The sequence below is a fragment of the Lysinibacillus sp. GbtcB16 genome (assembly GCF_019091145.1).
Lineage (GTDB): Bacteria > Bacillota > Bacilli > Bacillales_A > Planococcaceae > Lysinibacillus > Lysinibacillus fusiformis.
In genome coordinates, this window is the sequence record NZ_JAGXJV010000001.1 from 812,081 (window position 1) to 825,190 (window position 13,110).

At 36.8% G+C, this 13,110-nt stretch carries 16 protein-coding genes; 11 read left to right on the top strand and 5 right to left on the bottom strand.

Translation table 11 applies throughout. The features are described 5' to 3' along the window. Positions 1-10: 10 nt before the first annotated feature. The 7 genes from KVT27_RS03935 to KVT27_RS03965 all read left to right on the top strand — a co-directional run bounded on the left by KVT27_RS03935 (position 11) and on the right by KVT27_RS03965 (position 4,662). A complete protein-coding gene (locus tag KVT27_RS03935) occupies positions 11-997 on the top strand; it encodes a phage lytic cycle repressor MrpR family protein (RefSeq protein WP_036147646.1) in 987 nt (328 codons plus the stop codon). A 149-nt stretch (positions 998-1,146) separates the two neighbouring features. Beyond that, positions 1,147-1,611 carry a hypothetical protein gene (locus tag KVT27_RS03940; RefSeq protein WP_036124535.1) on the top strand — a complete coding sequence of 155 codons (465 nt, stop codon included), beginning with the start codon at positions 1,147-1,149 and terminating at the stop codon, positions 1,609-1,611. A gap of 60 nt (positions 1,612-1,671) precedes the next feature. Next, positions 1,672-1,845 carry a hypothetical protein gene (locus KVT27_RS03945; RefSeq protein WP_155269843.1) on the top strand — a complete coding sequence of 58 codons (174 nt, stop codon included), beginning with the start codon at positions 1,672-1,674 and terminating at the stop codon, positions 1,843-1,845. Positions 1,846-1,879: 34 nt separating this feature from the next. Further along, positions 1,880-2,125, top strand: a complete 246-nt coding sequence (locus KVT27_RS03950; RefSeq protein ID WP_217580778.1) for a hypothetical protein — start codon at positions 1,880-1,882, stop codon at positions 2,123-2,125. 51 nt (positions 2,126-2,176) lie between these two features. Next, positions 2,177-2,356, top strand: a complete 180-nt coding sequence (locus tag KVT27_RS03955; protein WP_036226864.1) for a hypothetical protein — start codon at positions 2,177-2,179, stop codon at positions 2,354-2,356. Positions 2,357-2,562: 206 nt separating this feature from the next. Then, positions 2,563-3,093 carry an NfeD family membrane protein gene (locus tag KVT27_RS03960; protein WP_008174302.1) on the top strand — a complete coding sequence of 177 codons (531 nt, stop codon included), beginning with the start codon at positions 2,563-2,565 and terminating at the stop codon, positions 3,091-3,093. A gap of 15 nt (positions 3,094-3,108) precedes the next feature. Beyond that, a complete protein-coding gene (locus tag KVT27_RS03965) occupies positions 3,109-4,662 on the top strand; it encodes a flotillin lipid rafts scaffold protein FloT (RefSeq protein ID WP_036124540.1) in 1,554 nt (517 codons plus the stop codon). 39 nt (positions 4,663-4,701) lie between these two features. Here KVT27_RS03965 and KVT27_RS03970 read toward each other — a convergent pair whose 3' ends face one another. Next, positions 4,702-5,247 carry a GNAT family N-acetyltransferase gene (locus KVT27_RS03970; RefSeq protein WP_036124542.1) on the bottom strand — a complete coding sequence of 182 codons (546 nt, stop codon included), beginning with the start codon at positions 5,245-5,247 and terminating at the stop codon, positions 4,702-4,704. Positions 5,248-5,262: 15 nt separating this feature from the next. Next, positions 5,263-6,087, bottom strand: a complete 825-nt coding sequence (locus tag KVT27_RS03975; protein WP_025117432.1) for a methyl-accepting chemotaxis protein — start codon at positions 6,085-6,087, stop codon at positions 5,263-5,265. A 292-nt stretch (positions 6,088-6,379) separates the two neighbouring features. Here KVT27_RS03975 and KVT27_RS03980 point away from each other — a divergent pair, with 292 nt between their 5' ends. Next, complete coding sequence (locus tag KVT27_RS03980) at positions 6,380-7,582, top strand: MFS transporter (RefSeq protein ID WP_036147648.1); 1,203 nt, start codon at positions 6,380-6,382, stop codon at positions 7,580-7,582. Positions 7,583-7,603: 21 nt separating this feature from the next. Beyond that, positions 7,604-8,329 carry a sulfite exporter TauE/SafE family protein gene (locus KVT27_RS03985; protein WP_036127733.1) on the top strand — a complete coding sequence of 242 codons (726 nt, stop codon included), beginning with the start codon at positions 7,604-7,606 and terminating at the stop codon, positions 8,327-8,329. Between the two features lie 235 nt (positions 8,330-8,564). Here KVT27_RS03985 and KVT27_RS03990 read toward each other — a convergent pair whose 3' ends face one another. The 3 genes from KVT27_RS03990 to KVT27_RS04000 form a co-directional block, all read right to left on the bottom strand. Further along, positions 8,565-9,347: an enoyl-ACP reductase FabI gene (locus KVT27_RS03990; RefSeq protein ID WP_080709378.1), complete on the bottom strand. Its 783-nt coding sequence runs from the start codon at positions 9,345-9,347 to the stop codon at positions 8,565-8,567. Positions 9,348-9,495: 148 nt separating this feature from the next. Further along, entirely contained in the window at positions 9,496-10,092 is a 597-nt protein-coding gene (locus KVT27_RS03995) for a hypothetical protein (protein ID WP_254636044.1), read from the bottom strand. A 141-nt stretch (positions 10,093-10,233) separates the two neighbouring features. Next, positions 10,234-10,482 (bottom strand): ferredoxin, encoded by a 249-nt coding sequence (locus tag KVT27_RS04000; RefSeq protein ID WP_004232564.1) that lies wholly within the window; start codon positions 10,480-10,482, stop codon positions 10,234-10,236. Positions 10,483-10,588: 106 nt separating this feature from the next. Here KVT27_RS04000 and KVT27_RS04005 point away from each other — a divergent pair, with 106 nt between their 5' ends. Together KVT27_RS04005 and KVT27_RS04010 are read left to right on the top strand one after the other, a co-directional pair. Further along, a complete protein-coding gene (locus KVT27_RS04005) occupies positions 10,589-11,617 on the top strand; it encodes a YpbB family protein (protein WP_150907914.1) in 1,029 nt (342 codons plus the stop codon). Further along, entirely contained in the window at positions 11,618-13,060 is a 1,443-nt protein-coding gene (locus KVT27_RS04010) for a RecQ family ATP-dependent DNA helicase (RefSeq protein ID WP_217580780.1), read from the top strand. The last annotated feature ends 50 nt before the right edge of the window (positions 13,061-13,110 follow it).

Here is a 13,110-nt window from a genome sequence, read left to right on the forward strand (position 1 = left end):
GGTGTAAAAGGTGCTTAAAGAAAACGTATTAAATAAAGATATTAAGGAATGGTATCTAAAGTCGTTAGATATACAAGATAACAGTCTTACAACTTATTTATCACTATTTAATAAGGCAACAATACTTGAAAATCAAAAAAATAAAGATATCTTTGATATGAATAAAGTAGAGTTGGAAGAGCTGTTTTATAGTTTGAAGTCGCCTAGCCCGCAGTCTATTAGTGCATCTATCGGTTTTCTTGGAAGATATATAGATTGGGCGATCATGAACGGCTATACAAATAACCGATCGCAGAGACTACCAGGTATTATTGATATGGAGTACTGTAGTAGGTTTGTTTATAAAGCATCTATTGTCCGTTATACAAGAGAACAATTATTAACATATATGCAGTTATTTGAAGATCAAAGACATGCAGTATTTTTACTATGTTTATTTGAAGGAATAAAAGGTGAAGGCTATAGCGAGATCTTGAATTTAAAGATGGAAGATTTAAAAGATGACAACGGTGTCTTTCTGGCTAAATTGACGAATAGCAAGGGATATAATCGAATTATTGAAATATCCGAGGAATTATATTGGCGGCTAGACAGGTTAGATAAAATATCTTCAACAAGTTTACAGCCAAAGCAAGGCCAAAAGTATTTTTCAGATAGTACTTATATTTTTAAAAAGGCGAATGCAAAAGGAGAAGATATTCAGCTTAGGGCATCCTTTGGAAATAGAGCATTAGATTTAGCAAAATCAATCTTTGACAATAGCAATTTAATCGCTAGTACCATTCAAGTATCAGGGATGATGTGGTATATATGGGAATTACTTAAGAATCAAGAAGAGAAGATACTAAATAAAGAAATTTTAGAGAAAGTTGCAAGTAAATATGATACTGGATATGTAAATAAAGATAGTAACTATGTTAGTTATTCTATCCTACAGCATAAACTGGATTTTGATTTTATTAAAACTAACTATGGTTTGATCAATATAGGATTATAGAACTGGTGTATACCAGTTTTTTTATTTGGCGAAAAATACTAATAGATATAAATTTGTAAATATTCTCTAGTAAATTGCTTGAAAACGAACGTCTGTTCGTGTTAATATAAAGACAATATAATTGGTTTAATCTATAAGGAGCGATTTACATGAATGATAAGGAGACAACAGCAGTATTGGAGCTTGTTATTTATAAAGATAGTGATATTTCTTTAGAGTTAATGAATAATTTCTATGGCAGTATTTCCAATGTAATTTTAAACGACGAAGGTGGAAATGCATTGAGTTGTGAATGTATGGATAGCTCGCTTTCTAGTTTAATTCTAATGGATAAATGGAATGATGATGAGGAAGAGCTTATTAAGGCAATGGGTGATACTAAATTTATTTATAAAAAATCTCAGGCTATAGATATCCATTATGATAGTTTAGTTCAGTTGGATGATCATAAAGATAATATTTTTTCTGTTGTTGAGTTCCAAAATATTGTTTATTTATATAATGGGTACCAAAGAAAATCCATTATCGATAACAATATTACATGTCTAAATAGTCTTAAAGAATATTTAAATACTAACTATCCGAAACATAAAATTTTAGAAAGAATGAATTAAGTTGGGTCATTGTTAGTTATTCATAAATAGATTAATTAATGTAAAAAATGAGGTGTTTTAATGGAGAAGTATTTAGTTAAAGAGTTCGCATCCGAAATAGTTGAACAATCGAAAGGTAGAATAAGTACGATAGATGCAGAAGCATTGGCGATTGTTTATATAGCAAAAATGAAATCTATCCATCCACCCTATAGCTTAAGAAAAATCCTTCAAAAAGGGGTACACCACCTTTAGTACATATTTATATCTCATAAAAGGAGGCCTACATATGAATGCAATTAATAAAGATGAAACAGAAGGTACACTAGATACTAATTTTATAGAAGTTCTGTATATGCTTAATCAAGGTAGGGGGATTGAAGGTGAACAAAATTTTAGGGAATGTATGAATAAATGTATAAAGCTTCAAGTAGATTTATTAAATTCTATTAATCTTGTTGAACGGACATATTTTGAAATACATAATAAAAATGAGCTTACTCATTTAGCATTAAATGCAGAGTCCAACACTTAATTGCTGTTACAACTAGGGAATTGTATTCATTTAATGAAGGGAATGAGTTAAATGAACATAGTAAAAAATGATAGAACAATTGCTTTAAAGATTGATAGCTATGCAATGGCATTAGGTTATCAAGAAATGGGCGAACTAAATCTACTTATTTCAACAGAGATGGATCATTTAGAATGGGAGGCGCATATAATTATAGAAGGGTTATTAAAAAGGGTAAATGAATACATATAGGAAACTTAGAGGAATAGAATTGGTGTTTTCAATAACTCTGAAAAACCAATCGTTACTTAACATACAATACAACTTGATTTTTACATAATGTGTTGGAGCATAGTCCATGTATGCTCCTTTTTTAATTGAAAAATTAAGAAAATTTTTGAAACTTTTCCTGAGTGACATCCGTATAGTAGGTAATATGATGAAAAGGGGTGAGCAACTTGACGCTATTTGGCTATTCACTCGAGCAAATCTTTTTGGTGGTTTTGATTTTTGCTGGTCTTGCCACGATACTAGTTATGTTTTTTGGTGATGCAGTCGAAGGTATTGGGGAAGGACTGCCCATTTTTAATCCGAGTGTCATTCTTTCTTTCATTACGTTGATGTCTGCAGCAGGATTTATTTTAGAAAAACTAGCCTGGTTCTCTAGCGTTTGGAACATTATTGCTGCATGTATCATCGGCGCTATTTTAAGTACTTTATTTTATTTATTTATTCTCGTTCCACTACGGTCAGCGGATGTTTCATTAGCGTATACGGAAGAATCACTAGGTGGGCAATTAGGCAAAGTCATTGTACCAATTCCTGTAGATGGGTTTGGAGAAGTTGTTATCGAAACAACAAGTGGTATGATTTCGAAACGAGCAACAGGTTACGATAATGAAGCCATTGACTATGATGAAACTGTCCTTATCGTGGACGTGAAGGAAGGTACACTTTTTGTTAGAGCATATGAGAAAAAATTTGTCTAAAGGGGAGATATGTCTATGTCAATCGATATTCTAATTGTTTTAGGAATTGTAGCATTTGTATTAATTGCACTAGTAGGTTTATATGTAACAAAATATAAAACAGCAGGTCCGGATGAAGCACTGATTGTGACGGGTAGCTATCTCGGCTCTAAAAATGTACATAAAGATGAGTCGGGCAATCGCATAAAAATTATTCGCGGTGGCGGTACATTCGTATTCCCTATTTTCCAGCAAGCAAAGCCATTAAGTTTACTATCTAGCAAACTAGAAGTAACAACGCCTGAAGTGTATACGGAGCAAGGTGTTCCTGTTATGGCTGATGGTACAGCCATTATTAAAATTGGTGGTTCTATTTCAGAAGTTGCGACTGCAGCAGAGCAGTTTTTAGGAAAGCAAAAGGCAGAGCGTGAAGGGGAAGCACGTGAAGTGTTGGAAGGTCATTTACGTTCAATTTTAGGCTCCATGACGGTTGAGGAAATTTATAAAAACCGTGATAAATTCTCACAGGAGGTTCAACGTGTAGCTTCACAGGATTTAGCTAAAATGGGTCTTATCATTGTTTCCTTTACGATCAAGGATGTACGTGATAAAAATGGCTATTTAGATTCACTCGGTAAACCGAGAATTGCACAGGTAAAACGAGATGCTGATATTGCGACAGCGGATGCGGAAAAAGAAACACGTATTAAACGTGCAGAAGCATCTAAGGAAGCGCAAAAGGCAGAGCTAGAGCGTGCGACAGAAATTGCGGAAGCGGAAAAAGAAAATCAATTAAAGGTTGCTGAATTCCGCCGTGAGCAAGATATTGCCAAAGCACGTGCTGACCAAGCCTATGAGCTCGAAACAGCTCGAGCTAAACAGGAAGTGACGGAGCAAGAAATGCAAATTCGCATTATTGAGCGTCAAAAGCAAATTGAATTAGAAGAAAAAGAGATTTTACGTCGTGAGAAGCAATATGATTCTGAGGTGAAGAAAAAGGCTGACGCTGATCGTTATGCGGTGGAACAAAATGCCGCTGCCGAAAAAATGCGAGAGCTTGCTCAAGCAGATGCAGAAAAATACCGTATTGAATCTTTAGCTAAAGCAGAAGCGGAAAAAATCAGATTAGATGGTCTTGCTAAAGCGGATGCAGAACGAGCACAAGGGGAGACAGAGGCAGATATTATTCGCCTTCGTGGTCTTGCGGAAGCTGAAGCTAAACGTAAAATTGCGGAAGCCTTTGAGTATTATGGTCAAGCAGCTGTACTGGATATGGTTGTGCGCATGATGCCAGAATATGCAAAAGAGCTAGCGAGCCCACTTGGTAATATCGATAAGATTACAGTCGTTGATACTGGTGGTGGAGAAGGTAGTGGCGCGAATAAAGTAACGTCTTATGCCACTAATTTAATGTCTACGCTACAAGAAACGTTAAAAGAAACCTCTGGTATTGATGTGAAGGAACTGATTGAAAGCTATGCTGGTAAGCATACATTGCGTCCAGAATTAGAGCAAATTGCTCTAGGGCTTGAAAAAAAACAAACAACAGTTGAAGCTGAAGAAACGAAAGAAACAGTAGAACAACCATAAGTAAAAGCGACCTGATGATTCATGCATCAGGTCGCTTTGTTATTTTTGTTGCTGCCACTCAGTTAGAAGCATGCCATATACAACATGATCTACATAATGATCATACAGCCATTCTGCTGCTCGCAGGGTGCCCTCTTTTATGAAGCCGAGGCGTTCTGGAATAGCGCTGCTTTTTTCATTGCCAACAGCCACTCGAATTTCTACTTTGTGAAGGTGTAATGTTTCAAAGGCATATTGTAATAGAGCTTTTACAGTTTTGGTCATAATGCCATGCCCCTGTGCACCTTCACTAAGCCAGTAGCCAATGGTACCGATTTTATTAGTAGGATGAATAGTATTAAAGCCAGCGATGCCGACAATTTCATTTTTAAAGAGAATGACAAGAGAAAGGCTATTATTAGCTTCATGCCCCTTGATACAGCCTTCAATATAGGCGATTGTATCTGCTACTTCCTTTGTATAATCCAACCATGGTAGCCATTCCTTTAAATGCTTTCTTGAAGCATCGGTACATGCAAAAACTGCCTCGGCATCCTCTAGGGTAATTGTACGTAAAGATAAATCATCGTTAATGTAAATATCCAACTCATCACCTCATTATTATTTTAGGGCATCGTGCATGAAGCCTTTCATCTCTCGGCTTAGCACTGTCAGCTCTTCGATAATTTCGCTAAAATCTTGTACGAGCTGTGCTTGCTCATTCGTTGCATCATTGATTTGACCCATATTTTGTTTTAAATTCTCAAGATTTCTATTAATATTTCGTAAGGAAGCTTCGATATTTTCGGTTGCGCTAGACGTCTCAAAGGACAATTTTCGAACCTCCTGTGCCACGATATTAAAGCCAGCACCATGTTGCCCAGCTCGAGCCGCCTCAATGGAGGCATTTAATCCAAGTAAATTGGTTTGGCGAGAAATACTTTTAATTAGATCAGTTACGTCATTTGTTTTTTCCGAATCCTCTAATGCATGTTGTGCCTGCTTATTAATTTCCTCACTAGTAGCCGCTAATTCCTCTGAATGGGAAGCGATTGTATGTACTTTATCTTGAAGATTATTAACGATATTGTCCATTGTACTCATATAATCTTCGAGTTTTAGTTCATTATCAATAGGTAGTCCGAAAGCCAATGCTCCTACGACTTGGCCGTTTTCACGAATGGGGAAGGAAAAAGCATTGATGGCTACGCCGTATACATCCTTAGGAATGACCACATCTGCATTTTGTCCAGTAAAGGCAATGTAAACATTTTGATCATTAGCATTTACTTTTTGTCCATCCTGGTAGCCTGAATCCACACGTTTACCTGCTAAATATTTGATGACTGTTTCACTTTCCTTTTCAATGACAGCAACAATCGCTTCTTGTTTTAATGCTAGATGAATATAAGGTGCTGAAAGGGCTAAAGCTTCAATAATTTTCATAAAATTTCCTCCAAGTCTAGTCAATGAAAAATGGTTGGCTCATCTGTTTTCAATATGACAATGGTGCTAGATGATTACTTTTAATGTAGCACAATATTTGCCAAGTCAAAATAGCAAATTCTATTTTTATTTTTGGTGAAACTAGAAAATGTCTCTTTTTTATTGTCAATGAAAATTAGTCATTTAGTGCCGAAAGGTAGGGAGAGTTTGTCCATTTTTTGACGAAGGGGTGTGTTTTTTATGGAATATTGTATTAGACTAATAGATGTGTAGTAATGAAGGAGAGATTTTCATGGAATATATACAAAAGGGGACGAAGTCGTTTCATAAAGCTAATTGGGCTTTGTTTTTAGCAGGCTTTATTACGTTTGCAAATTTATATAGTACGCAACCATTATTGCCAACCTTCGCGGAAGTGTTTAAAGTATCACCAGCCGTTGCTAGTTTATCTCTTTCAGTAACGACCTTTGCTTTAGCGGTGAGTTTAGTCATCGTTGGTTCATTATCAGAGGCATGGGGAAGGAAATCGTTAATGACCATTTCGATTTTTGCTGCTTCTATCTTTACACTTACGCTAGCATTTTCTCCTAATTTTGAAACAATAATTGTGCTACGAGTATTGCAGGGTATTGTTTTTGCAGGATTACCTGCCATCGCTATGGCCTATTTGGGAGAGGAAATGGAGCCAGCAAGTTTAGGGGTTGCCATGGGCTTATATATTAGTGGAAATTCAGTAGGCGGTCTTAGTGGCCGAATAATTATCGGCACATTAACGGACCACTATAATTGGCATATCGGGATGTTTATACTAGGGTGTATTAGTTTACTTGTGAGTGTGTTGTTCGTCTGGATATTACCAGGCTCCAAACACTTCAGCCCCCGTCCCTTACAAATAAGGGCATTATCAAAGACTCTTTTTCAGCATTTGAAGGACCCTTCGATGCTTTGTCTATATGGAATTAGCTTTGTTTTAATGGGGAGCTTTGTCACTCTTTATAACTATATAGGCTTTAAATTAATGGCACCCCCCTATAATCTAAGCGCCACAATTGTTGGCTGGATATTTGTTATATACTTAGTTGGCACATTCAGCTCAGCGTGGTTTGGCGGTTTAGCTGACCGTTATGGGCGACAACGCATGCTATTACTAGCGATTGCCATCATGTTAGCAGGTGCCATCATGACGCTTCATAGTTTTCTATCTTTAAAAATAATCGGGATCACCGTTTTTACCTTTGGCTTTTTTGCAGCTCATTCCATTGCGAGTGGCTGGGTAAGTAAACGGGCATCTCATGATAAAGCACAAGCCTCCTCCCTCTATTTATTTTTTTATTACTTTGGCTCTAGTGTTGGAGGAACTGTAGGTGGGCTATTTTGGATGAAAAACGGTTGGGTAGGTGTCATAGCAATGATTGCGGTATTTTTAATGATTGCTTGTGGCCTATCATTTTTATTAAAAACTATTATTACTAGACAAAGAATTACAACCACTTAAATGATGTGAGGTGTTGTTTTGCTGGAATTAACGTTTTATTTTTTTATTATTTTAACCGCAGCCATTTTACAGACAAGCACGGGATTCGGCTTCTCTATTATGGCTACACCATTTTTACTGTTGCTTTTCTCACCACCACAGGCGATGCAATTAAATATTATTTTATCCCTTGTTATTTCATTTTCGTTGCTATGGAAGGTTAAAAAAGATATTGAGTTCGCGTTGCTAATAAAAATTATGATTGGGAGTATTGTAGGCGCACCTGTTGGTAGTCTTTTATTTGCCATCGTGGATGTCACTACATTTAAGCTGCTCATAGCAATTCTTTTAATTGGGTTAACAATTATGCTTATAAAGAACCTTTCCATTCAACAAACAAATGGAAGAGATTATGGTGTTGGCTTTATATCAGGGATGTTTACAACAAGTATTGGGATGGCTGGACCGCCACTGCTCCTCTATTTTGCAAGCACACATAAAAAGAAAGAAACGATTAGGGCAACGTCACTAGCTTATTATATTTTTATTTATTTGATTAGCTTACTATCACAATTAACAATCGAAGGTACAAGTAAAACCGTTTGGCTCTATAGTTTATATGCCTTGCCGTTTGTTTTGATTGGCCTGATAGTAGGACAACTATTATTTCGTAAGCTCAATCAGAAGCTATTTTTAATATTTATTTATGTACTATTAGTCGCCTCTGGTATTATGCTATTTATACAAACCATTTGGGCGATGCTATAAACGATAAAAAGGATCGAAGAGGCTTAGTGTTCCATCCTTTCACACTGTAGACAAACTCTCACTGAATTTTGAGATTGCCTACAGTCTTTTTTCTTTTGCCATGAAACGAAGTAAAGTCGTTGATATCCACTACGGGCGGAGTTGAGCTGCTTCCCACTTTTCCCGCAGGAGTCGCCGCCCTTCGTTCCAATAATGACAAAAGGATGGAAGAGACATAGTCTTCCATCCTTTTTTATTAACCCATAATATTGTAGCCAGCGTCGATGTAAATAGTTTCTCCAGTGACACCACGTGATAGGTGAGAGAGCATAACAATTGTCATATCGGCTACTTCATCTTGTTGAACATTCCGTTTTAAAGGAGCTGTTTCCTCGATTTTGTGTAAAATTGTATTAAAGGAAGGGACACCTTTTGCAGCAAGCGTACGAATAGCACCAGCTGAAATAGCATTTACGCGAATATTGTCTTGACCAATATCAGCAGCAAGATAGCGCATAGAAGCTTCTAATGCAGCCTTTGCTACACCCATCACATTATAGCCATCAAGCACTCGTTCCGCCCCTAAGTAACTCATTGTAACGATAGAGCCACCTTCTGTCATATACGGATGAGCTGCTTTGGCTGTTGAAATTAGAGAGTAGGCACTTGTATCTTGTGCAAATGCATAGCCTTCACGTGTTGTTTCTAAGAAGCGGTTGTGTAAATCTTCAGCATGAGCAAATGCTACGGAGTGGACAATACCGTGAATAACGCCAACCTTTGAGCCAATTTCATCAAACGCTGCTTTTGTACTTTCATCACTATTAACGTCACATTGAACAACAAGGGAATCAGTTTGACCAATATTATCTAATTGCTTTTGTAATTTTTTCAATGAGCGTTCTTGACGATATGTGAAAATAACGTTTGCACCTACATCAAATAAACGTTTTGCAATGCCCCATGCGATACTACGATCATTCGCTACACCCATGACAACAATATTTTTATCTTTTAATTGTAATAAATTATCCATCATTATGAAGAACTCCTTTGTGAGATAATATCTGTTATTAGTACCAACTACTAAAATCTTATCATACATAAAAAACTGTTGCAATAGAGTAGCCGATTATCGGGCAAAAAAAATTCATCTCTTCTAAGTGAGAGACGAATTAAAAAGCAACCTAAAAAGCTATATAATCTTCATACATATCTACTGCTTGATAAACAGCACTATTAATAGTGATTCTAAAGCAATTTTGGCTACGAATGGTTTGAGCAAGAATTTTGATGGCTCTTGTTTGGTCTCTATGGAAAGGAGTGTTGTCCGTTTGAAACCCATCATCTAAATATGCGAGAAAATAAGGTTTATCTTCCTGCGAATATAATAAATCTGCCTCAGTACTTTTCCCAACGGTCTTATAAACCCATAAATCAATGGCATTTCCTAATTGGAATGCAGCAAAATATTGTAAATCATCATTATTACACTCGTTTATTTTTTGAATTATTTGAATTTTTTTGAGCTCTTCCAGCAAAAATGTATTGATAGAGTAGTAGATGGCCTTAGAGGGATTGAGTATCAGTTCATCAGTATGCTGAGATTTTAAAAATACCCAATTATTTAAAACTATGGCCCAGGAATCGAGTGTATTTAAACATTTAGCATACACCTGTGGAAAAATCATTTGCCATTTTGCCGCAAGATTTTTAAATTGATCAATATGGTCTTGATCGATATGAAATAAACTATGCTCTACTTGTAACTGCTCAAACATCATCATCATTCCTCCAATAGATTGGTCCGTATAGAAAAGAGCTATATGATGGATTATCATGTTGCAAAAGTTAGCAAAATATTTCATCCAAAAGAAAAGGCACCCATTGAAGGATGCCTTTTGGGTATACAGACAAATTAAAGACTATTCGAATTTTAATGAGTCACCATCAAAAGTTTCATCTGCTACTTTGATAGAATCAGTTGGACACCCTTCAAATGCGTCTTGCATATCCTCTAATAGATCTTCTGGCACTTCAGCAGTTCCCATGTTATCATCTAAAATAACGAAGGCAATACCTTCATCATCATAATCATAAATGTCTGGCGCTGCGGCTCCACATGCGCCACAAGCGATGCATGTATCTTTATCAACTATTGTGTATTTAGCCATTTTTTTCTCTCCTTTAACGATGTTCCTACAAAGCTTCATACTCATTTTAAAGATGTTTATCTTACATTTCAACTTAAATACTATTAAATTGGAGGAATTTGCGTCAATGTTTCATCAAATACTATTGCAAATCTTTCAAAAACTCAATACGGAACGAACGATTTCGGCTGCCTATCATGTCCTGAGAGGAAAGCGTTCAGGTCAGACCATTCAAGACATTGGCCTTTTTCAATTGCATCAATATTTTGGCTTATTACCTAAGCTACCACGGACTACCTTTGATGAGGCAGTAACGTTATTTATGCAATATAGTTGGTTAAAAGTGCAGGATTCTGGTCATTTTTACATGGAAAAGCTGGGTTTACAGCGAGCACAACAAACGCCAACATTTTTCTTTGATGGATGGCATTATCGGGGGAATGAGCATGTGTTTTTTGCACGTCTTTCATTAATTGTGCAAAGTTTGTCACATCAAACTGCAGTTATTCGTTCTTTTTCGCCCATCAGTAGAGATCCTGCGATTCAAACTTGGGCTCGATCCTTTTTGCAGGATCATCATTACCTACAAGGTCAATTACAACAACAATTATTAGACGAATGTACCAGTGTACTAAAGAATCTTCCAGTTTCAGATAGTAGCAAACAGCTTGTCCTTTACCGTTTAAGTGGATATCGCTTACCTGGATGGACATGGCAACAGCTTGCCGATAAACGACAGGAAACTGTGCTTGATAGTCAATTAGCTTTTATTGAAACACTACATATATGGTTAAATGAAGTGCAACAAAGCAATGATTACCCATTGCTTAAACAAGTGGCACAAGGACTAAGAGTGAAAATATTGCTAACCGATTCTGCACAGCAAACAGCACAATTATATGAACAAGGATATTCAATTGAACAAATAGTGAAATTAAGAAAGCTGAAGCAAAGTACTATTGAGGACCATTTTGTGGAATTAGCGATGTATGAACCGAACTTTTCTATTGGTCCATTCGTCTCATATAAGGAAGCTGAAAAAGTTTGGCAGGCATCGAAGCATTTTCAAACGAAAAAATTGAAAATCTTACATGATGCTTTAAAGGAATTGAGTTATTTTCAATTAAGGCTTGTCCTTGCGAAGGGAGAAGTATAAATGGAACTGGAAGAACTATTGCATAAACATTTTGGTTACTCATCATTTCGACCAGGACAAAGGGAAGTCATTGAAGCAATACTTCAAGAGAAAGATGTAATGGCATTATTGCCCACAGGAATGGGAAAATCATTGTGCTATCAGCTCCCGGCCTATATTTTAGATAAACCTGTGCTAATCGTTTCTCCGTTGCTTTCTTTAATGCAAGATCAGGTAGAGGAATTGAAACGTTTTGGAGAAAAGAGGGTTGTCGCCTTAAATTCCTTTTTATCTCTCACTGAAAAACGGTATGTATTACATTATTTAGAACAATATCGTTTTATTTTTACCTCACCAGAGATGCTACTTCAACAGCAGATGCAAGACAAATTAGCGCAAGTGAAATTAGGTTTAATCGTAGTGGACGAGGCTCATTGTATATCGCAATGGGGGTATGATTTTCGACCAGATTATTTACGGATAGGTGAGTGGCTATCAAGGCACAATCGACCTCCACTGCTAGCACTATCAGCGACTGCAACAAGCAAGGTCATGCAAGATATTCGGGAAACATTATCGTTAAAGGAACCATTTGAATTTATGTATAATGTGGATCGGCCAAATATTCATTTAGGACGCATTGTTCTAGAGGATAAGGCAGATAAAGCGAGCTGGCTTATGCGACATGTCAAAGAAACTGCTGGCCCAGGAATACTGTATGTTTCCTCACGCAAACGAGCGCAACAATATAGTGACGCATTTTTACAAGCGGGTATTCGTACTGCAGCCTATCATGCAGGCTATGGGGCTGAGGATCGCCAATTTATTCAGCAGCAGTTTATTGATGGCGAATTGGACTGGATAGTGGCAACAAATGCTTTTGGTATGGGGATTAATAAACAAGATATTCGTCAGGTCATTCATGAATCAATGCCTGCTAATATTGCAAATTATATGCAGGAAATTGGTCGAGCAGGTCGAGATGGTGAGTCTGCGCTTGCCATTTTACTCTATAGTGATGGTGATGAAGAGCTAGCGAAGTTCGTTGTTACGGGTGATCTTCCGAGTCCACAGCATGTTGATCGCTATGAGGAACTCATTTCCCAGCAGGTACTGCCAGCACAGATGTTAAAAAATGGGGAACTAGGTGAGACGGCATTTCGTGTGTTAGACTATTGGATGCAACAAGAAACGAAGGAGCAAGTGAAGGCTCGACTAAATCATTTAGCCCTAGAAAAATACCATGCAGTCGATGAAATGTTGAAGATTATACAGACAAAAGACTGTATTCGTGAACATCTTGTCGGGTATTTCGGGCAAAAATTGCAAAAAAAACCGGAAAACTGTTGTGAAAACTGTGGAATCCATTATGATGAAATCAAGAAAGAACGCTTAACAGCCGAGAAAAAAATAGAAATGATTTCGTGGGAACGTCGATTGCAGCAACTTTTGCTGGGTAATTAGACTAAATCTGACGGTCATTTACTTTTTTCGTAAAATTCGTCATAATAGAA

Excerpts from the sequence above, each read along its gene's own strand:
- KVT27_RS03940 (WP_036124535.1), top strand. The coding sequence starts at position 1,147 with ATGAATGATAAGGAGACAACAGCAGTATTGGAGCTTGTTATTTATAAA.
- KVT27_RS03945 (WP_155269843.1), top strand. The coding sequence starts at position 1,672 with ATGGAGAAGTATTTAGTTAAAGAGTTCGCATCCGAAATAGTTGAACAA.
- KVT27_RS03950 (WP_217580778.1), top strand. The coding sequence starts at position 1,880 with ATGAATGCAATTAATAAAGATGAAACAGAAGGTACACTAGATACTAAT.
- KVT27_RS03955 (WP_036226864.1), top strand. The coding sequence starts at position 2,177 with ATGAACATAGTAAAAAATGATAGAACAATTGCTTTAAAGATTGATAGC.
- KVT27_RS03965 (WP_036124540.1), top strand. The coding sequence starts at position 3,109 with ATGTCAATCGATATTCTAATTGTTTTAGGAATTGTAGCATTTGTATTA.
- KVT27_RS03975 (WP_025117432.1), bottom strand. The coding sequence starts at position 6,087 with ATGAAAATTATTGAAGCTTTAGCCCTTTCAGCACCTTATATTCATCTA.
- KVT27_RS03980 (WP_036147648.1), top strand. The coding sequence starts at position 6,380 with ATGGAATATATACAAAAGGGGACGAAGTCGTTTCATAAAGCTAATTGG.
- KVT27_RS03990 (WP_080709378.1), bottom strand. The coding sequence starts at position 9,347 with ATGATGGATAATTTATTACAATTAAAAGATAAAAATATTGTTGTCATG.
- KVT27_RS03995 (WP_254636044.1), bottom strand. The coding sequence starts at position 10,092 with ATGATGTTTGAGCAGTTACAAGTAGAGCATAGTTTATTTCATATCGAT.
- KVT27_RS04000 (WP_004232564.1), bottom strand. The coding sequence starts at position 10,482 with ATGGCTAAATACACAATAGTTGATAAAGATACATGCATCGCTTGTGGC.
- KVT27_RS04005 (WP_150907914.1), top strand. The coding sequence starts at position 10,589 with ATGTTTCATCAAATACTATTGCAAATCTTTCAAAAACTCAATACGGAA.
- KVT27_RS04010 (WP_217580780.1), top strand. The coding sequence starts at position 11,618 with ATGGAACTGGAAGAACTATTGCATAAACATTTTGGTTACTCATCATTT.